Source organism: Pseudomonas sp. Q2-TVG4-2, assembly GCF_013620795.1.
Classification (GTDB): Bacteria; Pseudomonadota; Gammaproteobacteria; order Pseudomonadales; family Pseudomonadaceae; genus Stutzerimonas.
In genome coordinates, this window is sequence record NZ_LGLW01000005.1 from 130,521 (window position 1) to 150,093 (window position 19,573).

The 19,573-nt window shown below is 59.8% G+C and carries 18 protein-coding genes; 12 read left to right on the top strand and 6 right to left on the bottom strand.

Annotation, left to right across the window (positions count from 1 at the left end):
• Nucleotides 1-15: 15 nt before the first annotated feature.
• The 3 genes from gudD to kdgD form a co-directional block, all read right to left on the bottom strand.
• Nucleotides 16-1,359: a glucarate dehydratase gene (gudD, locus tag H3028_RS11745; protein ID WP_181297198.1), complete on the bottom strand. Its 1,344-nt coding sequence runs from the start codon at nucleotides 1,357-1,359 to the stop codon at nucleotides 16-18.
• A 112-nt stretch (nucleotides 1,360-1,471) separates the two neighbouring features.
• Nucleotides 1,472-2,914, bottom strand: a complete 1,443-nt coding sequence (locus H3028_RS11750; protein ID WP_181297199.1) for an aldehyde dehydrogenase family protein — start codon at nucleotides 2,912-2,914, stop codon at nucleotides 1,472-1,474.
• Between the two features lie 100 nt (nucleotides 2,915-3,014).
• Nucleotides 3,015-3,926 carry a 5-dehydro-4-deoxyglucarate dehydratase gene (kdgD, locus tag H3028_RS11755; RefSeq protein WP_181297200.1) on the bottom strand — a complete coding sequence of 304 codons (912 nt, stop codon included), beginning with the start codon at nucleotides 3,924-3,926 and terminating at the stop codon, nucleotides 3,015-3,017.
• 612 nt (nucleotides 3,927-4,538) lie between these two features.
• Between kdgD and H3028_RS11760 the strand changes: the two genes are divergently transcribed.
• The 10 genes from H3028_RS11760 to H3028_RS11805 all read left to right on the top strand — a co-directional run bounded on the left by H3028_RS11760 (nucleotide 4,539) and on the right by H3028_RS11805 (nucleotide 15,423).
• Nucleotides 4,539-5,933, top strand: coding sequence for an enolase C-terminal domain-like protein (locus H3028_RS11760; protein ID WP_181297201.1), 1,395 nt, complete (start codon nucleotides 4,539-4,541; stop codon nucleotides 5,931-5,933).
• A gap of 58 nt (nucleotides 5,934-5,991) precedes the next feature.
• On the top strand, nucleotides 5,992-6,957 hold the full coding sequence (locus H3028_RS11765; protein ID WP_181297202.1) for a tripartite tricarboxylate transporter substrate binding protein: 966 nt from the start codon (nucleotides 5,992-5,994) through the stop codon (nucleotides 6,955-6,957).
• 69 nt (nucleotides 6,958-7,026) lie between these two features.
• Nucleotides 7,027-7,512, top strand: a complete 486-nt coding sequence (locus tag H3028_RS11770; protein ID WP_181297203.1) for a tripartite tricarboxylate transporter TctB family protein — start codon at nucleotides 7,027-7,029, stop codon at nucleotides 7,510-7,512.
• Between the two features lie 10 nt (nucleotides 7,513-7,522).
• Nucleotides 7,523-9,079: a tripartite tricarboxylate transporter permease gene (locus H3028_RS11775; protein WP_181297204.1), complete on the top strand. Its 1,557-nt coding sequence runs from the start codon at nucleotides 7,523-7,525 to the stop codon at nucleotides 9,077-9,079.
• 540 nt (nucleotides 9,080-9,619) lie between these two features.
• Entirely contained in the window at nucleotides 9,620-10,444 is an 825-nt protein-coding gene (locus H3028_RS11780; protein WP_181297205.1) for an NAD(P)-dependent oxidoreductase, read from the top strand.
• 39 nt (nucleotides 10,445-10,483) lie between these two features.
• The gene (locus tag H3028_RS11785) at nucleotides 10,484-11,383 is read left to right on the top strand and encodes an SMP-30/gluconolactonase/LRE family protein (RefSeq protein WP_181297206.1); all 900 of its coding nucleotides are present in this window, start codon (nucleotides 10,484-10,486) and stop codon (nucleotides 11,381-11,383) included.
• 87 nt (nucleotides 11,384-11,470) lie between these two features.
• Nucleotides 11,471-12,445, top strand: coding sequence for a TRAP transporter substrate-binding protein (locus tag H3028_RS11790; RefSeq protein WP_168424451.1), 975 nt, complete (start codon nucleotides 11,471-11,473; stop codon nucleotides 12,443-12,445).
• A 68-nt stretch (nucleotides 12,446-12,513) separates the two neighbouring features.
• Nucleotides 12,514-13,041 (top strand): TRAP transporter small permease, encoded by a 528-nt coding sequence (locus H3028_RS11795; RefSeq protein WP_181297207.1) that lies wholly within the window; start codon nucleotides 12,514-12,516, stop codon nucleotides 13,039-13,041.
• Nucleotides 13,042-14,322: a TRAP transporter large permease gene (locus H3028_RS11800; protein WP_181297208.1), complete on the top strand. Its 1,281-nt coding sequence runs from the start codon at nucleotides 13,042-13,044 to the stop codon at nucleotides 14,320-14,322.
• A gap of 99 nt (nucleotides 14,323-14,421) precedes the next feature.
• Nucleotides 14,422-15,423, top strand: coding sequence for a DMT family transporter (locus H3028_RS11805; protein WP_181297209.1), 1,002 nt, complete (start codon nucleotides 14,422-14,424; stop codon nucleotides 15,421-15,423).
• 185 nt (nucleotides 15,424-15,608) lie between these two features.
• On the opposite strand, the gene H3028_RS11810 is transcribed toward H3028_RS11805, so the two are convergent.
• Nucleotides 15,609-16,361 (bottom strand): FadR/GntR family transcriptional regulator, encoded by a 753-nt coding sequence (locus H3028_RS11810; RefSeq protein ID WP_181297484.1) that lies wholly within the window; start codon nucleotides 16,359-16,361, stop codon nucleotides 15,609-15,611.
• Nucleotides 16,362-16,529: 168 nt separating this feature from the next.
• Between H3028_RS11810 and H3028_RS11815 the strand changes: the two genes are divergently transcribed.
• Nucleotides 16,530-16,775 (top strand): hypothetical protein, encoded by a 246-nt coding sequence (locus H3028_RS11815; protein WP_181297210.1) that lies wholly within the window; start codon nucleotides 16,530-16,532, stop codon nucleotides 16,773-16,775.
• Nucleotides 16,776-16,824: 49 nt separating this feature from the next.
• Here the strand turns inward: H3028_RS11815 and H3028_RS11820 are convergent, their stop codons facing one another.
• Both H3028_RS11820 and H3028_RS11825 read right to left on the bottom strand, forming a co-directional pair.
• Nucleotides 16,825-17,085, bottom strand: coding sequence for a hypothetical protein (locus H3028_RS11820; RefSeq protein WP_181297211.1), 261 nt, complete (start codon nucleotides 17,083-17,085; stop codon nucleotides 16,825-16,827).
• Nucleotides 17,086-17,297: 212 nt separating this feature from the next.
• Entirely contained in the window at nucleotides 17,298-17,576 is a 279-nt protein-coding gene (locus tag H3028_RS11825; RefSeq protein WP_181297212.1) for a hypothetical protein, read from the bottom strand.
• 466 nt (nucleotides 17,577-18,042) lie between these two features.
• Here H3028_RS11825 and H3028_RS11830 point away from each other — a divergent pair, with 466 nt between their 5' ends.
• The gene (locus tag H3028_RS11830; RefSeq protein WP_181297213.1) at nucleotides 18,043-19,449 is read left to right on the top strand and encodes a VOC family protein; all 1,407 of its coding nucleotides are present in this window, start codon (nucleotides 18,043-18,045) and stop codon (nucleotides 19,447-19,449) included.
• The last annotated feature ends 124 nt before the right edge of the window (nucleotides 19,450-19,573 follow it).

Sequence of the window (19,573 nt, forward strand, 5' to 3'; positions counted from 1 at the left end):
CTACAAAGACGCGGCTCAACGCACCATGCATGGCCGCTTGTTGTTGAATTTCCAATCCGGGATCAGGTACTGCATGGCGATGGCGTCGTCGCGCGCGCCCAGGCCTTTCTCCAGATACAGCTCGTGGGCCTTCTGCAGCGCATCCCGATCCAGCTCCACACCGAGCCCGGCCTTCGCCGGCACGGCCACTTTGCCGCCGACAATCTGCAGCGGTTCGCGGGTCAGGTACTGGCCGTCCTGCCAGATCCAGTGGGTGTCGATGGCGGTGATCTTGCCCGGTGCGGCCGCAGCCACGTGGGTGAACATCGCCAGGGAGATATCGAAGTGGTTGTTTGAATGCGAGCCCCAGGTCAGACCCCAGTCGTTGCACATCTGCGCCACGCGTACTGAACCGCTCATGGTCCAGAAATGCGGGTCGGCCAGCGGAATGTCCACCGACTGCAGTTGGATCGTGTGGCCCATCTGCCGCCAATCAGTGGCGATCATATTGGTCGCGGTCGGCAATCCTGTGGCACGGCGGAACTCGGCCATCACCTCGCGGCCGGAATAGCCGTTCTCGGCGCCGCAGGGATCCTCGGCATAGGCCAGCACGCCATGCAGGTCCTTGCACAGGTCGATCGCTTCGGCCAGCGACCAGGCACCGTTGGGATCGAGCGTGATGCGCGCATCGGGGAAGCGCTCGGCCAACGCGCGGATGGCGTTCACCTCTTGGCTGCCCGGCAGTACGCCGCCCTTGAGTTTGAAATCCTTGAAGCCGTAACGCTCATAGGCCGCTTCGGCTTGGCGCACCACGGTTTCCGGCGTCAGCGCTTCGTCGTTACGTACGCGGAACCAAGCGTCGCTGGCGTCCGATTCATCGCGGTAGCCGAGGTCGGTCTTATTGCGGTCAGCGATGTAGAACAAATAGCCCAGCATCTCGACCTCATCGCGCTGTTGGCCATCGCCAAGCAGTGCGGCAACCGGCACGCCAAGGTGCTGACCCAGCAGGTCGAGCAATGCCGATTCCAATGCGGTGATGGCATGGATGGCGATGCGCAAATCGAAGGTTTGCAAGCCGCGACCACCGACATCGCGATCAGCGAAGGCCTTGCGCGCCTGGTTCAGCAAGCCGTTGAAGTTGCCTACCGATTGCCCGACAAGAATGCTGCGAGCATCTTCCAGGGTCTGGCGAATCGCCTCGCCACCGGGGACTTCGCCGACACCCGTGTTGCCGGCGCTGTCCTTGAGAATGAGGATGTTGCGGGTGAAATACGGACCATGGGCGCCACTCAGATTGAGCAGCATACTGTCCTGACCAGCGACCGGAACCACCTGAAGCTCGGTGACGACCGGCGCGCCTTGATGCACTGGGTTGTTCATACGCGTCTCTCTATTGTTCTTATGGTCCGACGTTGCGGAAAAACTTTGCTCGTTGCCCAACGGCGCGATCCGGCTGGGTTCACCGGATCGCACCGCTCGAGCGCACCGGCTATCAGCCGATGTAGGTGGTCTTCACCGTGGTGTAGAACTCCTGGGCGTAGCGACCCTGCTCGCGTGGGCCGTAGGACGAGCCTTTGCGACCACCGAACGGCACGTGGTAATCCACGCCTGCGGTCGGCAGGTTGACCATCACCATGCCTGCCTGGGAATGACGCTTGAAGTGATTGGCGTACTTCAGCGAGGTGGTGCAGATGCCCGCGGACAATCCGAACTCGGTGTCGTTGGCCATCGCAAGCGCTTCATCGTAGTCCTTGACCTTCACCACGTTAGCCACCGGCCCGAAGATCTCTTCGCGGCTGATGCGCATGTCAGGCTTGCTATCGACGAACAACGTCGGCGCGAGGAAGTAGCCTTCGGTGCCGCAGCTGATACGCTCGCCACCACATGCCAGACGTGCGCCCTCTTCCTTGCCAATCTCGATGTAACGCAGGTCCTGCTCGAGCTGGGCCTGGGACACCACGGGGCCGACGTCGACGCCCTTCTCCAGTGCCGAGCCGACCTTGATCTTCTTGATGCGCTCGACCATGGCTTCGACGAAGCGGTCGTAAATCCCTTCGGTCACAATGATGCGGCTGGAGGCAGTGCAGCGTTGGCCGGTCGAATAAAAGGCGCTCTGGGTGGCCAGTTCGACAGCGGTGTTGAGGTCGGCGTCGTCGAGGATGATCTGTGGATTCTTGCCACCCATCTCCAGCTGAACCTTGGCCTGACGGCCTACGCAAGTCGCAGCAATGCCACGACCGACGCCTACCGAACCGGTGAAGCTGACGCCATCGACGCGCTTATCGCTGACGATGGCTTCGCCGACTTCGCGGCCCTTACCCATCACCAGGTTGAACACGCCAGCCGGGAAGCCGGAGCGCGAAATGATTTCAGCAATCGCCCAGGCGCAACCGGGCACCAGATCAGCGGGCTTGATGACCACGCAATTGCCGTAGGCCAGCGCCGGTGCGATCTTCCAGGCGGGAATGGCGATCGGGAAGTTCCACGGAGTGATCAGGCCGATTACGCCCAGCGGCTCGCGAGTCACTTCAACGCTGACACCTGGACGAACCGACTGCAGCGTTTCGCCGGCCTGGCGCAGGCATTCACCGGCGAAGTACTTGAAGATGTTGCCGGCGCGAGCTACTTCACCGATGGCTTCGGGAAGTGTCTTGCCTTCTTCGCGAGCCAGAAGCGTGCCGAGTTCCTCGCGACGTGCCAGGATTTCGAGGCCAACTTTCTCCAGCGCATCGGCGCGGGCCTGAATGCCGGATGTCGACCAGACGGGGAATGCCTTTCGGGCGGCGGCGATGGCGGTTTCAACCTGCGCGGCATCCGCCTGGGCATATTCACCGATCACGTCCGACAGGTCGGAAGGATTGATATTGGCTTGATAGTTCTTGCCAGCTACCCATTGACCATCAATGTAATTGTCATAACGTTTTATGTCTGCCACGTAACGCTCTCCTTCGTGAGGTCCGCCGCTGGCGCCTGGCAATGATGATGTCGGGCGCCTCTGTTGGGCGGGTGGGGCGAGTGATAGGTCGGGCGTACCGTTATTGGGCGCCCTGCTTCTCGATCAGCGCGGCGAGTGCCTTGTACTCGTCCGGGCGCAGGTCGGTCAGCGGTGCACGCACAGGCCCGGCATCGTAACCGGAGATCTTGGCACCTGCCTTGACGATACTGACCGCATAGCCTTTGCAACGGTTACGAATATCCAGATAGGGAAGGAAGAAATCGTCGATCAGCCTGCCGACCGTCTCATGGTCGTCGCGCGCAATAGCGCGATAGAAATCCATCGCCATTTTGGGAACGAAATTGAATACCGCCGAGGAGTAGACCGGTACGCCGAGGGCCTTGTAGGCCGCCGCGTAAACCTCTGCGGTAGGCAAGCCACCAAGGTAGGTCAGGCGATCACCCAGACGGCGGCGGATAGAGACCATCAGCTCGATGTCGCCCAGACCATCCTTGTAACCGATCAGGTTCGGGCAACGCTCGGCCAGTTGCTCTAGCAGCGGCGCGGTCAGGCGGCAGACGTTGCGGTTGTAGACCACCACGCCAATGTCGACTGATTTGCACACTTCTTCGACGTGGCGGGCAACCCCCTCCTGACTGGCTTCGGTCAGGTAATGCGGCAGCAGTAGCAGCCCCTTCGCACCCAGGCGCTCGGCTTCCTGGGCGTAGGCAATAGCCTGACGAGTCGAGCCGCCAACGCCGGCGAGAATCGGAACCTGGCCCGCGCAGGTATCGACTGCCGTCTTGATGACATCCGGATATTCCTGGGGCGTCAGCGAAAAAAATTCGCCAGTGCCGCCAGCAGCGAAAAGGGCCGTTGCGCCATAGGGCGCCAGCCATTCCAGTCGCTTGACATACCCGGCACGGTTGAAGTCGCCTTGCTGGTCAAAGTCGGTAACCGGGAAAGACAGCAGACCTGAGGAAAGGATGGCCTTCAGTTCTTGTGGATTCATTGTTTGAGCATCCTGTGAAGCTATCGGTAGGAGGTAGGGCTTCAGCCTTGAGATACGTTATCGTACAACTACAGCGGATGCCACCTGTTTGTTGAAGATTTTTGCCTTCGTATTCGCATTGCTTGCCGCCTCGGCGTGTGCGCCTGCTGGTAGGACAAGATGGCCGTTCGCCGATTAGTGAACTTGGCGAACCCATGCCTTACCCGAAGCCATGGCAACGATGCTCAATCATTTGACATCTATCCGTCGCGCTGCTAGAAAATCAATCACGTCATACGACAACGTATGACGAACAACAAGCAGAGCTCAAAAAGCCATGAATTTTTCCGCACTTTCCTGCATCTCCTGGCACTGCCCTCCTCCGCACCGAAGCACTTCCCGTGGCAGACACGCTGTGCCTGATCAGCGTTCTCCGCGGCTAGACCAGTATTACACCGCGGCGCCCATGCCCTACAGAGCGCATCGCCCTCGACGCCAGGATTCGATAAACCACGGCTGTCCGCCTTCTTCGAATCATCGCCGCATGCGTGAAAGAAAAGCCTCGACAGCCCTGCCCATGAGCTACGCCTTATCAAATCTCGCTCACAACAATAAGCAGGAGCTACACAGCAGATGCTAGACGCAAAGATGGTGACCCCGGCAGTAACCGAGATGCAGGTCATTCCGGTAGCAGGTTACGACAGCATGCTGTTGAACCTGTGTGGTGCTCATGCTCCGTACTTCACCCGAAATCTGGTGATTCTCAAGGACAGCGCCGGCCGTACGGGTATGGGCGAGGTTCCGGGTGGCGAAGGCATCCGTCAGGCGCTCGAGCGCACCAAGGGACTGGTCATTGGGCAGCCGATCGGTCGATACAACCGGGTGCTGAATGCGTTGCGTCACGCCATCGCTGGCGGTTCTGCCAGCGGCCCGCAGACTACACAGCATCAAGTGACCTCAGACGCAGAGGCCGCCGTATTGAAGCAGCCGCACGAGATCAACCTGCGACTGGACAATGTCATTACCGCGGTTGAAGCAGCCCTTCTCGATCTGCTCGGCCAGCATCTTGACGTGCCGGTTGCGGAACTGCTCGGCAGCGGTCAGCAGCGCAACAGCGTGCCGATGCTGGCGTACCTCTTCTATATAGGTGACCGCACCCGCACTGACCTGCCCTACCTGGCTGGTACCGGGTCGGCGGATGACTGGTATCACCTGCGCCACCAGCAGGCGATAACCCCGGAGTCGATTGTGCGTCTGGCCGAGGCGGCGACGGCGCGCTACGGCTTTAAAGATTTCAAACTCAAGGGGGGAGTCATGCGAGGCGACGAAGAAATGCAGGCAATCGCCGGCATCAAGGCGCGCTTCCCAGATTCCCGCGTGACCTTGGACCCCAACGGAGCCTGGTCACTGGACGAGGCCATCAGGCTGTGCAAGGGCCAGGGGCACATCCTGTCCTACGCCGAAGATCCCTGCGGTCCGGAAAACGGCTACTCGGGCCGCGAGATCATGGCCGAATTCAAGCGTGCCACCGGCATTCCCACCGCGACCAACATGGTCGCCACTGACTGGCGGCAGATGGGGCATTCGCTGCGTCTCGAAGCGGTCGACATTCCGCTGGCTGACCCTCATTTCTGGACCATGCAGGGCTCGGTGAGGCTGGCTCAGATGTGCGAGCAGTTCGGCCTGACCTGGGGCTCGCATTCCAATAATCACTTCGACGTATCGCTGGCGATGTTTACCCATGCCGCTGCAGCTGCGCCCGGCAACATCACGGCGATCGACACCCACTGGATCTGGCAGGAAGGCCAAGAGCGCCTGACTTGCGAACCGCTGCAGATCGCTGGCGGTGAGGTTCAAGTGCCAGACAAACCGGGCCTGGGTATCGAACCGGACATGGACCGGATCATGGCCGCGCACGAGCTCTACAACAAAGTCGCCACTGGTGCCCGTGACGATGCCATGGCCATGCAGTACCTGGTGCCTGGCTGGAAATACGATCCCAAGCAACCAAGCCTGGGGCGTCAGTAACCTCAAAAAAAACAAGACAAACAAAGCGCCGCAACCCAACCATCGGAGAGACCCAACAATGAAAAAAGCTATCAGCGCCTCCCTTGTTTCCGCCGTATTGGCAACCGCCGTCAGCGGTGCCTATGCCGCCGAAACCGAGTGGCCCACTCGTCCGGTACAGGTCGTGGTCATTGCTAATGCCGGCGGCGACACCGACTTCAATGCACGCACCATGGCCAAGTACTTCACCAAGATCACTGGCGAAGCGATGGTCATTACCAACGTTGCCGGTGGCGGCGGCACCTTGGCTGCCGAGCAGGTCAAGCAGGCCGATCCGGATGGCAACACCATCCTTTTCACCCATACCGGGCAGATGATCGTCAACGAGGTGGCTGGCCTGACCGAAGACAGCCTGGATGCCTTCGATATTTGCTGCATCGCGGGTGTCGACAAGGGCACCGTGTTTGTCGCGTCGAAAAGCTCGGGCCTGAAATCGCTGGAAGACCTGATTTCAAAATCCAAGGCTGAACCCAGCAGCGTTACCTATGGCACCGAGATGGGCAGCTATTCGCACCTGCAGGGGCTGATGTTTGAAGGCCTGACCGATACCAAGCTGAAGATGGTCGATGCCGGCACGGTGTCGGAAAAAGTCGTCGCTTTGCTGGGCAACCGTATCGATCTGGCCGCGATCAGCTATGGATCGGTACAGGACTACGTGACCAGCGGTGAAATGGTTGCTCTGGGCCAACCCAACGAAGAGCGCAACCCGCTGCTTGGCGACGTGCCGACGTTCAAGGAACAAGGCGTCGATTTCGTCATGGAGAAGCCGTACATCGTGGCGTTCCCGGACGGCACCGATCCGGCGATCATCGAAAAGATGGCTGGCATCGTGAAGCAGATCACCGAGATGCCGGAGTACTCCGAGGAACTGCGCAAAACCTTCAAGCAACCGGTGAGCTACTTCGGCACCGAGCCCTCCATCGAGCGCCTGCAGAAGACCCGCGAGGAGTTCATGCAATACAAGGATGAGCTGCGCCAGCGCTAATAGACACCGCAACGTCATGCCGGGCGCAATCGCGCCCGGCAGCCTTCCCTTCTAGACGAGATCCGCCCCATGGATGCCTATAAGAGAAAGGAGTTACTCGTCGGAGCCCTGATGCTGGGTGCTGGCCTGTTCTACCTGTTCCTGACCATCAATCTTCCGCGAAAAGGCTTTATCGACGCTTCGACCGTACCCTACGTTTTATCCGTCGGGCTGTGCCTGCTGGGCGCATTACAACTGCTCACTGCGACGAAGGCGACACAGCCCGCAGCCGATCCTGACGCAGAAAGCGAGCCCTCCGAGAAAAAACCTGACTACCCCACCGTTTTCAAAACGCTGGGGCTGATTGCCGTCTACGTCGCACTGCTACAAAAGGTCGGCTTCCCGATCATGACGGTGCTTTATCTGTATGCGCAGTTCATCGTGATCACGCCACGTGAACAAAAGATCAACCACCTCGCCTATATCGTGATTTCGGTCGTGGCATCGGCAGTCATTTTCGTCACCTTCCGCCAGGGCTTCGATCTGATGCTCCCGACTGGCTTTCTGAAATTCTAGGAGACGGAACATGTTCGAACTTCTCCAGGCCGGCTTCGGCGCCGTCTTCTCCCCCTACATATTTATCCTGATCACGCTCGGCGTCGCTGTCGGTATCGTCTTCGGTGCGGTTCCAGGGCTTTCCGCGACCATGGCCATCGCCCTGTGCCTGCCATTGACCTACGCGATGGGCCCCGCCGCCGGTCTGTCGCTGCTGGTGGCGCTGTTCATCGGCGCCACATCAGGCGGCTTGATATCGGCAATTCTGCTGAAGATTCCAGGAACCCCCGCCTCCATCGCCACCACCTTCGATGGCGGGCCGATGATGGACAAGGGCGAGGGCATGAAGGCTCTCGGGGTGGGTGTGGTGTTCTCTTTCCTAGGCACCATTTTCAGTATCGTCGCCCTGTTGTCCATTGCCCCCTCGCTGGCGAAGGTCGCCTTGCGCTTCGGCCCTCATGAATACTTCGCCATCGCAATCTTCTCGCTGACGCTGATCGCCACGCTGTCGACCGGGTCTCTGCTCAAGGGCATCTATGCGGGCACCTTGGGGTTTGCCTTTTCCACTGTAGGCATCGCGCCTGTCGATGCGATTCGCCGCTTCACCTTCGACTCCCCCAACCTGAACGGCGGCTTCGCCATGTTGACGGTGATGATCGGCATGTTCGCGGTGGCAGAGGTCATCAAGATCGCCGAAACCGGCCGCTCTGCGCATAAGACTCAGGTTGCCTCGGTGAGCATGAAGAACGTCAAGGGTTTCGGCTTTTCACTGAAGGAGTTCTTCGGACAGATCCCCAACGCGTTCCGCTCGGCGCTGATCGGGATTGGGATCGGCATTCTGCCCGGGATAGGTGCCGGCACCTCGAACATCGTGTCCTACATCATCGCCAAGAAGCGCTCCAAGCATCCCGAACAGTTCGGTAAGGGAGCGGTCGAGGGCGTTGTTGCCAGCGAAACTGCCAACAACGCCGGCATCGGTAGCGCCATGATTCCGCTGATGACGCTCGGCATTCCTGGCGACACCGTTACCGCGATCCTGCTTGGCGGCTTCATGATCCACGGGATTCAGCCCGGACCGCTGTTGTTCATCAGCCAGGGTGCGCTGGTCTACACCATCTTCGCCGCGCTGATCCTGGCTTCGGTGCTGATGCTGGTTCTGGAGTTTTATGGATTACGGATCTTCATCAAGCTGTTGGCGGTGCCCAAGCACATTCTTCTACCGATCATCCTGGTGTTGTGTGTGGTGGGTGCGTTTGGTCTGAGCAGTCGCCTGTTCGATGTCTGGACCATTCTGCTGTTCGGTCTGATCGGCTATGGGTTCGTCAAAGGTGGCATGCCGGCCGCGCCATTCATCATCGGTTTCATCCTGGGGCCGATGGCCGAAACCAATCTACGTCGCGGATTGATGTTGTCTGATGGCAGTTTCATGGGTTTCCTCGCCAACCCGATCTCGGCAGCCTTTCTGGCGCTGGCCCTGCTGTCCGTGCTCTGGCATCTATTCAGTGCACTACGCGGACGTAAGGGTACGGTGGCCAAGCTGCAGGCGCCTGAACGCACGGCGCCCGCCGAAACGGGTGTCGATGGGTAAAGCGCCGTACTTCACCGCGGTCAGATGCAGCGAGCCCCGCTTAGCCTTGGCGGGGTTTCGCTTTTCTTCGCTACGGCAATATCTTTCGGGGCTCCTCTCGTCCCACGCTTTACCTGATATCCAACGCTGACGCCCCGCGTCGGTTCCGCCTGCAAGCAGGACGCCAGGCACCTTCAGGCTCGCTCAGCCATCTGTGACTAGCTCCGCAGCCCGCTCGACGTCGTCATACAACGTCGAGAAGTAGCCGAACCCCATATCAGTACCGATTGCGTGCGGGAGCCCCTCGACTTTAGTGGTATGTGAAAGCTCTACGTGGGGGACTAGCGTGGCGGCTGAGGTTCAGGGAAGCGCTTGTGAGAACAAAGGGTGTGGCTCTATCCCAAGGCCCAACAAGCGGCGAAGAATGGGTTTCCGGCATGGCCATTCACGGTCGAAGATTTGAGTCAGCGGGTTGACAACTCTCCGGCTGACGCAAATAATCGAGCCAAGTCATATGACAACCGATGACATCAAGAACAATAAGCGACGGGCAGACCTACCATGACAAGCACGACGACTAGTCCCACACCCTTCAACCGCCTCCTGCTGACAGGCGCGGCAGGAGGATTGGGTAAGGTATTACGCGAAACGCTTCGCCCTTACGCCAACATTCTTCGCCTTTCCGATATCGCCTCGATGGACCCCGCCGCCGGACCACACGAAGAAGTCGTGCCCTGCGACCTGTCAGACAAAGCCGCCGTACATGCACTCTGCGAAGGCGTCGATGCCATTACACACTTTGGCGGAGTGTCAGTCGAACGGCCCTTCGAAGAAATCCTCGAAGCCAACATCCGCGGTGTATTTCATATCTACGAAGCCGCACGCCAGCACGGCATCAAGCGCGTTATCTTCGCCAGCTCTAACCATGTGATCGGCTTCTATAAGCAGACCGAAAAAATCGACGCCAATGTCGCTCGACGCCCGGATAGCTACTACGGCCTGTCCAAATCCTATGGCGAGGACATGGCGAGCTTCTACTTCGATCGCTATGGCATCGAGACCGTCAGCATCCGCATCGGCTCGTCCTTTCCCGAGCCGCTCAACCGTCGAATGATGGCCACCTGGCTCAGCTATCGCGACCTGACCGATCTGATCGAGCGATCGTTGTTCACGGCAAATGTCGGCCACACCGTGGTCTACGGCGCGTCGGCGAACCGTGACGTCTGGTGGGATAACCACATGGCGGCGCACCTGGGTTTCGAGCCCAAGGACAGCTCCGAGGTATTCCGCAGCAAAGTCGAAGCTCAGCCACCTTATGCGGCCAACGATCCGGCTGCGATCTACCAGGGCGGCGCATTTTGCGAAGCAGGCCCATTCGACGATTGATCTTCCCGCCACGCCGCGAACAACAACAAGAGAATCGCCATGGCAAACCAAGCAGAACTGATAATCGACGCGCGAAACGCAACCGGAGAGAGCCCGGTTTGGGTTGCGCATGAGCAAGCGCTGTACTGGGTCGATATTCCCAATCGCCAGTTGCTACGCTGGCAGTCGGCGGACGCAAAGGTAACCCGCTGGACAGGCGATCAGATGGTTGCCTGTATCGCTCGGCGCGACGATGACGGCAATCGCTGGGTCGCCGCGATGGAGGATGGGATCTTCGATATCGCTCCTCAGGATGACGGCACGCTCTCCTCGACACGTCTTGCCGACGTTCGACATAGCCATGACAACATGCGCTTCAATGACGGCCGCTGCGACCGCCAGGGGCGCTTCTGGGCCGGCACGATGGTGATGGACATGGCTGCGGGCATTCCGGCCGGTGCGTTGTATCGACTCGACGGCGACACCAGCAGCGGTCCGCTGAGCGCGCGTCTGGACGATCTCATCGTTCCCAACGGGCTGGGCTTCAGTCCGGACGGCCGCACCATGTACCTCTCCGACTCGCATCCCAGCGTGCAATGCATCTGGACGTTCGACTACGACATCGACAGCGGCACCCCTCACAACTGCCGCCTGTTCGTTGATATGAACCAGCACCCCGGCCGTCCCGATGGCGCCGCGGTGGACGTCGACGGCTGCTACTGGATCTGCGGCAACGACGCCGGCCTGATTCATCGCTTCACGCCAGACGGCCGTCTCGACCGCTCCCTCGAGGTCCCCGTGAAAAAGCCCGCCATGTGTGCATTCGGTGGGCCGGGCCTGGATACCCTGTTCGTCACATCCATTCGCCCAGGTGGGGATCTATCCGATCAGCCGCTGGCCGGGGGCGTGTTCGCCCTGCAACCCGGCGTCGCAGGACTGGAGGAACCCTTTTTCCGCTAACGCTTCACCCACCAAGGACAGGCTCGCAGTTGCCCGCCCTTGACGCTCGCAACGCTGCATACCAACAACAACAAGATGGAGATCCACATGAACTTCAAACGCAAGTTGCTCATCGCCGCGCTTCCCCTCGCCTTCTGCCTATCCAGCACGGCACATGCGGCCATGACCCTGAAGATCGCCGAGGTTCACCCGGCCGGTTACCCGACCGTCGTCGCTCAGGAAAACATGGGCAAGAAAATAGAAGAAGCCACCGACGGCGAGCTGAAGTTCCGCATGTTCTCGGGCGGTGTACTCGGCTCCGAGAAAGAAGTCGTCGAACAGGTGCAGCTCGGTGCCGTACAGATGACTCGCGTCAGTCTGGGCACGCTCGGCCCGGTCGTTCCCGACGTCAACGCCTTCAACATGCCGTTCGTGTTCCGAGATCATGAGCACATGCGCAAGGTCATCGATGGGGAGATCGGCCAGGAGATCCTCGACAAGATCACCAACTCCGAATTCAACATGGTCGGCCTGGCATGGATGGACGGCGGCGTGCGCAACCTCTACACCAAAGAGCCAGTGCGCAACCTTGAAGACCTCAAGGGCATGAAAATTCGCGTGATGGGCAACCCCTTGTTCATCGACACCCTGAATGCGATGGGCGCACAGGGCGTGGCGATGAATACCGGCGAGATCTTCAGCGCCCTGCAGACCGGCGTGGTCGATGGCGCCGAGAACAATCCGCCAACCATGCTCGAGCACAACCATTTCCGGGCCGCGAAGAACTACTCGCTGACCGGTCACCTGATTCTTCCCGAGCCGATCGTGATTTCCAAGGCAACCTGGAACAAGCTCACCCCTGAGCAGCAAGAGATCGTCAAGAAGTACGCCAAGGAAGCGCAGATCGAAGAGCGCAAGCTGTGGGACGAAAAAACCGCCAGCAGCGAGGCCAAGCTCAAGGAAGAAGGCGTCACCTTTATCGAAGTGGACAAGAAACCTTTCTACGATGCCACCGCCCCGGTCCGCGAGAAGTACGGCGCGCCTTATGCCGAGCTGATCAAGCGTATCGAAGCCGTCCAGTAATTCGTTCTCTCTGAAAACTCGCGGCGCGGCGGGCCTGAACCCGTCGCCCGCGCCTGCGGTGAAGTCTGATGAAAAACACGCTGCTGCGCGTCAATGACGCAATCTACATGACCTGTGTTTGGGTCGCGGGGGTGTCCATTGTGGTCATGTCCATGATCATCCCCTGGGGGATCTTCGCGCGCTACGTGCTGGGCTCCGGTGGCGGCTGGCCTGAACCGGTGGCCATTTTGCTGATGGTGATCTTCACATTTTTGGGCGCTGCGGCTAGCTATCGAGCCGGGGCGCATATGGCGGTGACTATGTTCACCGACCGGCTGCCCGAACACCTGCACCGCCACGTCGAGCTGTTTGTGCAAATTCTGATGGGCATCATTTGCCTGTTTATGGCTATCTGGGGCGTGAAGCTGTGCATCGCCACCTGGAATCAGTTCATGAGCACGCTGCCAACGCTACGTGTTGGCATTACCTATTCCCCAATTCCGATTGGCGGCGCCATTACATTGCTGTTCGTGCTCGAGCGAATCGTTTTCGGTGACCAGAGCCATCGGCGTGCGGTTAATTACGAGCTGGTCGAAGACAGCAAGGAGGCCGTGTAAATGGATGCGCTGATTCTGCTCGGCAGCTTTGCCGTCCTGTTCCTCCTTCGTATGCCCGTAGCCTATGCGCTTGGCCTATCGGCCCTGATTGGCGCCTGGTGGATCGATATACCGTTCGACGCGGTGATGATTCAGGTCGCCGGCGGCGTCAACAAGTTTTCGTTGCTGGCGATTCCGTTCTTCGTGCTGGCCGGGGCGATCATGGCTGAAGGCGGCATGTCTCGCCGGCTTGTTGCGTTCGCTGCCGTACTGGTCGGTTTCGTACGCGGTGGCCTGTCTCTGGTCAACATCATGGCCTCCACGTTCTTCGGCGCCATCTCCGGCTCCTCACTGGCCGACACCGCTTCGGTGGGTTCTGTGCTGATCCCCGAAATGGAGAAGAAAGGCTATCCACGCGAGTTCTCCACGGCGGTGACGGTAAGCGGTTCCGTCCAGGCGCTCCTGACCCCGCCCAGCCATAACTCGGTGCTGTATTCCTTGGCAGCCGGGGGCACCGTCTCGATTTCGTCGCTGTTTATCGCCGGCATCGGTCCAGGGCTGTTGTTGAGCGCAGTGATGATGACCATGTGTCTGATCTTCGCGCGGGTGCGCAATTACCCCAAAGGCGAAGTCGTCCCGCTCAAGCAGGCGCTGAAGATATGTGTCGAGGCACTCTGGGGCCTGATGACCATGGTCATCATTCTCGGCGGTATCCTGTCAGGCATCTTCACAGCGACGGAATCCGCCTCGATTGCGGTCGTCTGGGCGTTCTTCGTGACGATGTGCATCTACCGAGACTACAAGTGGCGCGAGCTGCCCAAGCTGCTCCACCGGACCGTTCGCACGCTGTCCGTCGTGATGATCCTGATCGCCTTTGCCGCGAGCTTTGGCTACATCATGACGCTGATGCAGATCCCGTCGAAGATCACCACGATGTTCCTGACGCTATCGGACAACCGCTACGTGATCCTGATGTGCATCAATATGATGCTGCTGGTTCTCGGCACGCTGATGGACATGGCGCCATTGATCCTGATCCTGACGCCTATCCTGATGCCAGTGATCTTGGGGATCGGGGTCGATCCGGTGCATTTCGGCATGATCATGCTGGTCAATCTTGGGATCGGTCTGATCACCCCACCCGTGGGCGCCGTACTGTTCGTGGGGGCAGCCATCGGCAAGGTCACCATCGAGAACACCGTCAAGGCCCTGCTGCCCTTCTACGGCGCGCTGTTCCTGGTTTTGATAGCCGTAACCTACATCCCGGCAATCTCCCTGTGGTTGCCGAGCATAGTGCTGTAACGCAACATGCCCGGCCCTCTGCGAGCCGGGCACCCACCCATCGTTTCATCGCGCCAGCCTGCCGGCTGGCGTTTGATTTTTCGGAACAGATTGAACGCCATGTCCGCTAACGCTACGCCCGACTCCCCTGCTCATTTCCCCCGCCATATCGCGGTTCTGATACTCGTCTGCCTCGGCTGTGCCTTCGCGGGCAACCATGTCGCTGCCCGTGTCGCCTTCGATGATGGCGCGGGCGTTCTGCTGGCCATCCTGCTGCGCTCGGGCGGTACGCTCATTGTGCTTGCCGGGCTGGTGTTCTGGCAGCGGCAGAGTATTCGTCTGGCACCCGGTGCCTGGCGCTGGCAATTGCTGCTGGGTTTGCTGATCGCGGCTCAAAGCATCTGCCTGTATTCCGCCGTTGCACGGGTTCCGGTTGCACTGGCGCTGCTGGTGGCCAACGTATTCCCGATCCTGTTGGCGTTGCTGACCTGGGCGTTGGGTGGCGCACGCCCAACGGCACGCACGGCGATGCTGATGGGGCTGATTCTGGTCGGTCTGATCTTCGTCCTTCAGGTACCGGAGCGCCTTTCTTCCAGCGAAGCCGTGGGCCCTGAGTGGGTGCTGGGGGTCGCGCTGGCATTCTGTGCCGCTACCGTATTTGCCACGGCGCTTTGGATCACCGACCACAAGCTTTCGCAGGTGCGCGGTTCGGTGCGCAGCATGCTGACTATGCTCGTGGTGTTCAGCAGCGCCAACCTTGCCGGGGCTAGCGGGCTGCTGCCTGGCGGCCTTTCATTGCCGCAGAGCGATACTGGCTGGATTGCCCTGGCTGTACTGGTGGGGCTTTACGGCGCCGGATTCATCACGCTGTTCGTTTCGGTACCGCGGCTGAACATGTCGCGCAACGCGCCTGTGATGAATATAGAACCGCTGGCCACACTGATCATGGGATGGCTGGTGCTCGACCAGATGCTTGCCGCTGGCCAGATTCTCGGCGGCGTCATCGTCATCTTCGGTATCGTCATGCTGACCTACCGCAAGACTGAAGAGCCAATAAGCCCAACGAAAGATGTAAAGCAGCCTCGGGTCTGTGTGGCTCAGGCCGATGAAGAACCCCGCTGATTAGGGCGGGGTTCGTTTCTCTGAAGGCGCGGTATCTGTGGAATGCACCGCGCAGCGGCCGCCGACTGTAGCTGCGTTCGCCAAGCCCCCTGCAGTTGATATGGGCGCTCGCCCTGAGGCGAGGAACTGGTGAAGCAGCGGAGCGAGCCTCGCGTTTGCGTCGTTGGCTCCGCGCGACGACACCGTCAGCTGGGCTTGTCGGTCTCCGCTTCCTCATGGGCTTGACGAAGACGCTCGCGACTGTTGGTCAGGTGTAAACGCATCGCTGCGCGAGCAGACTCAGCATCCTGACGGGCGATGGCGTCGTAGATCTGCTCGTGCTCACGACCAAGGCGCTGCTGATAGTGCGGCTGGTCGTCATGGGCCAGGCGTGCCGAATTGAGCCGGCTCCGCGGAATGATTGCCGTGCCCAGGTGATTCATGATGTCAGTGAAGTAGCGATTGCCGGTCGCCTCGGCGATCTGCAGATGGAACTGGAAATCCGAGACAGCAGCCTCGCTGGAGAGCGCTGCACTCTGCTGCAACGAGTCGAGGAAGGCCCGCATCGCCGCCAGCTGCTCCGGTGTCCGCCGTATGGCTGCCAACCCGGCCGATTCGACCTCAAGGCTAATGCGCAGCTCGAGAATCGATAACACGTCACGTAGCGTGCCGATGGTTGCCGGATCGATGCGAAGCCCCGTGGTACTGGGCGTATCGAGTACGAAGGTACCGATGCCATGGCGCGTTTCCACCAGGCCGGACGCCTGCAACCGTGAAATCGCTTCCCGAACCACCGTCCTGCTCACACCCTGCGCCTGCATGATTGCAGACTCGGTAGGTAGCTTGTCACCGCGCTTGATGACGCCGTCGCGTATCTGCTGGGACAGCTCCGCTACCAGTTCCTGCGCAAGACTGCGGTGCTTTCGGCGGACGCGTGGCTGAGCGCTCTGGTTTTCCATAGACACATCGATCTCTTTGAAGCGAAGTAAGCCGTATCATAGCCCAGTGGTTGTACGATAACTATCCAGCGAGCTTATATTGGCTGATATGACCTTGCGTCCGAAAACGGCACGGTTCCCCTTTGGCTCCTATACTGACGGAGCCACCCCCCTCAGGAGACCGACATCATGCGGCGCATAGTCCTATCCATCGCAGCTGCCTTCATCAGCATGCCCCTATGGGCGATGCAATGTCCCATGGACATGGCCAAAATCGACGAGCAGCTGAAAACGAACCCGCCAAGCGATCCGGCGATTCTGACCCGAGTCAAAGAGCTTCGTGCCGAAGGTGAAAAACTGCACAACGCTGGCGACCATGAGCAATCGGTAGAAGTGCTGGGAGAAGCACAAGAGTTGCTCGGCATTGAAGGATAAATCTGTCATCGCTTCCGCCGAGCAGCTGCCGCACAGCGTCGCTCGGCGATCAGACTCCGCCATCTTCGCTCGAGCAGCGAATACGTAGCTCCTTGCGGTCGAAATCCTCCTCGCTGCTTAGGGTTTCATAACCCTCCGGACAGACCTCTCGCGCTCGCGTCTCGCAGCCAGGCTGTCCGGCGATTTTGGTACAAGCGAATACATATTCATCGGCACCGTCCGCAGGCGGCACTGTTTCTATTGCGCTACAGCCGGCCAATAGAGCTGTCAGCCCGGCGATAGCGCTGTATTGCGTGGTGAAATTCTTCATCGGCAATCTGGACTCGATGTGGTTTGATAAAACTCCTGCAGCACCCATAACACCGTCATCGGCACGGATACGATCCGGGCGCTAGCTGCCTTGCCCTCCGCGCCCAATAGAGAGGCGCCAACGCATCTCAAGGGGGCTCGCTACCAGGCGCGGCTCAAGACAAGGCACAAACAAACGATCCAGCAGCCCATGCGGGCTTGGTGCCGCTGGCGCTAGCGCGGGTTGGGCGCGTCGTCCATCTCGGCCTTGTCGAGGTCGATATCAGGGGTCCCGCGCTCGGTGGGTGTGCCATGCGTGCGGTCACGCGGAGCCTGTGGTTCGTTGCCAGGCAGCTCGTCGACGCCGGCCTGGTCATCTGGATTCACATCCGTGCGCCCCGGGCTCAGCGGCGGCGCGGAGCCCGGGATCAGCACACCGTCGTCGTCACCCTCAGCACGCGTATTGGTACGGGATTCGCCCAGCGGTTGCCGATCTTCGTTTTCGATGCTCATCGCTCACCTCTGCTGGTTGCTGTGTACAGGTTAAGAGGATCAACAAGCGTCTGCGTTCAGGCGAATGGACCGCCACTTGTCATCCAAACGCATGATCCGTACATAGCTCCGCCGCCAGCGAGCACCGACCAACCATCAGCGGACGACGGATGCTGCCCAGCACGACCCTCGTGTCAAACCCTGCCCTTGCCCATGCTTGAATATGCATATGTCAGCCGCTTTTGTGCGATGGCACATAGATCACTGGTCGAGTTCGCCACTTAAAGTAAGTGCACCGCAGCCCGGTTCAGTCCCTTTCGGTATAGGCTCAACGGAGCCGGCTGGCGGCTAACCATCGTAACTTGCAGAACGCAGGTGTCTCGCGAAGGTGACACATTGAGCTGACCGCCGATCAGCCACACATTCGATCAGCCATAGCACCATCAGCGCAGCCCTACCGTTACTCGAGCCTCAGGAGAGCCACCCTATGCAAGATTCTGGCTTCGTCAGTCCAGATGAAATACGCGCACATTTTTCATGCGCCATGTCTGAGATGTACCAGACCGAGGTGCCCTTGTACGGGGCGTTGCTGGAACTGGTCGCGGAAACCAACAACGAGTTGCTGCACTCATCCCCCTCAGTCCGCAAGCACCTGACCCAGACAGGAGAAATCCAACGACTTTCCATGGAGCGTCATGGCGCCATCCGAGTGGGCACAGTTGAAGAGCTGGCGGCCATTCGGCGGCTATTCGCTGTAATGGGCATGCAACCGGTGGGTTATTACGATCTTGGCCCTGCGGGTGTTCCCGTACATTCAACCGCGTTCCGCGCGGTGCATGAAGATTCGCTGCAGGCCAGCCCCTTCCGGGTATTCACCTCCCTGCTGCGCCTCGAGCTGATCGACAATCCCGACCTACAACGACTGGCTAAGTCGATACTTGCCAAGCGAAGCATATTCACCCCCGGCGCCCTCGCACTGATCGCCAGGGCCGAGCGTGACGGTGGGCTGACAAAAGCCGATGCGGCGTCCTTCATTAGAGAAGCTCTGGAAACGTTTCGCTGGCACACCCACGCGACCGTTACCGCCAACGAATACACCAAGCTGCATGATCAGCACCGTTTGATTGCCGACGTGGTGGCATTCAAAGGGCCGCATATCAACCACCTGACGCCCCGCACGCTGGACATCGATAAGGTCCAGGCAGAGATGGCTGCACGCGGCATGAGCCCCAAAGCCGTGGTAGAGGGCCCGCCCCGACGCCAATGCCCGATCCTCTTGCGTCAGACCAGTTTCAAGGCGCTGGAAGAGCATGTCGCCTTTGCTGACCAGAACGGTCCGGAAGGACGCCATACGGCCCGCTTCGGTGAGATCGAGCAGCGCGGAGCGGCGTTGACGCCCAAGGGCCGGGCGCTATACGACAGGCTTCTGAACGCAGCTCGAGCGGAGCTGGGGGAAGCCCCGACCGAACGCAATGCCGTGCGTTATGCAGCCTTGCTTGTGGAGCAATTCGAGGCGTTCCCCGATTCGCTTGATGAGATGCGTCGTCAACAGTTGGCTTACTTCCGTTACTTCCCTACCGAGCAGGGCCTCGCTGCGCGGCATGTCGAGCGCGCTAGCTCCTTGCAGGCATTGATAGACGCCGGCCATGTCAGCTACGAACCGCTTGTTTATGAGGACTTTTTGCCCGTCAGCGCAGCAGGAATCTTCCAATCGAACCTGGGCGACAACGGCAATGCCCGCTGCAACAGCACGGGCAGCCAGGCGGAGCTGGAAGCCGCACTGGGTGTGCCGGTGCTAGACGAGATGAAGCTCTATGAGTCGTCGCAGGCCCGGTCCATCGATCTTTGCATGGAGCGCTGTCAGCCGAATTCCATGATCACGATGCATCGTTGATATTGAAGACGAGTGAATCGGCCGGAGCAGAACGCTCGGTGGTAGATATTCCAACCGGGACCAAAAAAAGCCGTGTTTGGCGGGTGCGTTGATCGTGCCCGCTTAACCATTGCTCGGGCGCGCG

Excerpts from the sequence above, each read along its gene's own strand:
- H3028_RS11795 (WP_181297207.1), top strand. The coding sequence starts at position 12,514 with ATGAAAAACACGCTGCTGCGCGTCAATGACGCAATCTACATGACCTGT.
- gudD (WP_181297198.1), bottom strand. The coding sequence starts at position 1,359 with ATGAACAACCCAGTGCATCAAGGCGCGCCGGTCGTCACCGAGCTTCAG.
- H3028_RS11765 (WP_181297202.1), top strand. The coding sequence starts at position 5,992 with ATGAAAAAAGCTATCAGCGCCTCCCTTGTTTCCGCCGTATTGGCAACC.
- H3028_RS11760 (WP_181297201.1), top strand. The coding sequence starts at position 4,539 with ATGCTAGACGCAAAGATGGTGACCCCGGCAGTAACCGAGATGCAGGTC.
- H3028_RS11780 (WP_181297205.1), top strand. The coding sequence starts at position 9,620 with ATGACAAGCACGACGACTAGTCCCACACCCTTCAACCGCCTCCTGCTG.
- H3028_RS11785 (WP_181297206.1), top strand. The coding sequence starts at position 10,484 with ATGGCAAACCAAGCAGAACTGATAATCGACGCGCGAAACGCAACCGGA.
- H3028_RS11800 (WP_181297208.1), top strand. The coding sequence starts at position 13,042 with ATGGATGCGCTGATTCTGCTCGGCAGCTTTGCCGTCCTGTTCCTCCTT.
- H3028_RS11830 (WP_181297213.1), top strand. The coding sequence starts at position 18,043 with ATGCAAGATTCTGGCTTCGTCAGTCCAGATGAAATACGCGCACATTTT.
- H3028_RS11770 (WP_181297203.1), top strand. The coding sequence starts at position 7,027 with ATGGATGCCTATAAGAGAAAGGAGTTACTCGTCGGAGCCCTGATGCTG.
- H3028_RS11820 (WP_181297211.1), bottom strand. The coding sequence starts at position 17,085 with ATGAAGAATTTCACCACGCAATACAGCGCTATCGCCGGGCTGACAGCT.
- H3028_RS11825 (WP_181297212.1), bottom strand. The coding sequence starts at position 17,576 with ATGAGCATCGAAAACGAAGATCGGCAACCGCTGGGCGAATCCCGTACC.
- H3028_RS11810 (WP_181297484.1), bottom strand. The coding sequence starts at position 16,361 with ATGGAAAACCAGAGCGCTCAGCCACGCGTCCGCCGAAAGCACCGCAGT.
- H3028_RS11815 (WP_181297210.1), top strand. The coding sequence starts at position 16,530 with ATGCGGCGCATAGTCCTATCCATCGCAGCTGCCTTCATCAGCATGCCC.
- H3028_RS11805 (WP_181297209.1), top strand. The coding sequence starts at position 14,422 with ATGTCCGCTAACGCTACGCCCGACTCCCCTGCTCATTTCCCCCGCCAT.
- H3028_RS11775 (WP_181297204.1), top strand. The coding sequence starts at position 7,523 with ATGTTCGAACTTCTCCAGGCCGGCTTCGGCGCCGTCTTCTCCCCCTAC.
- H3028_RS11790 (WP_168424451.1), top strand. The coding sequence starts at position 11,471 with ATGAACTTCAAACGCAAGTTGCTCATCGCCGCGCTTCCCCTCGCCTTC.
- kdgD (WP_181297200.1), bottom strand. The coding sequence starts at position 3,926 with ATGAATCCACAAGAACTGAAGGCCATCCTTTCCTCAGGTCTGCTGTCT.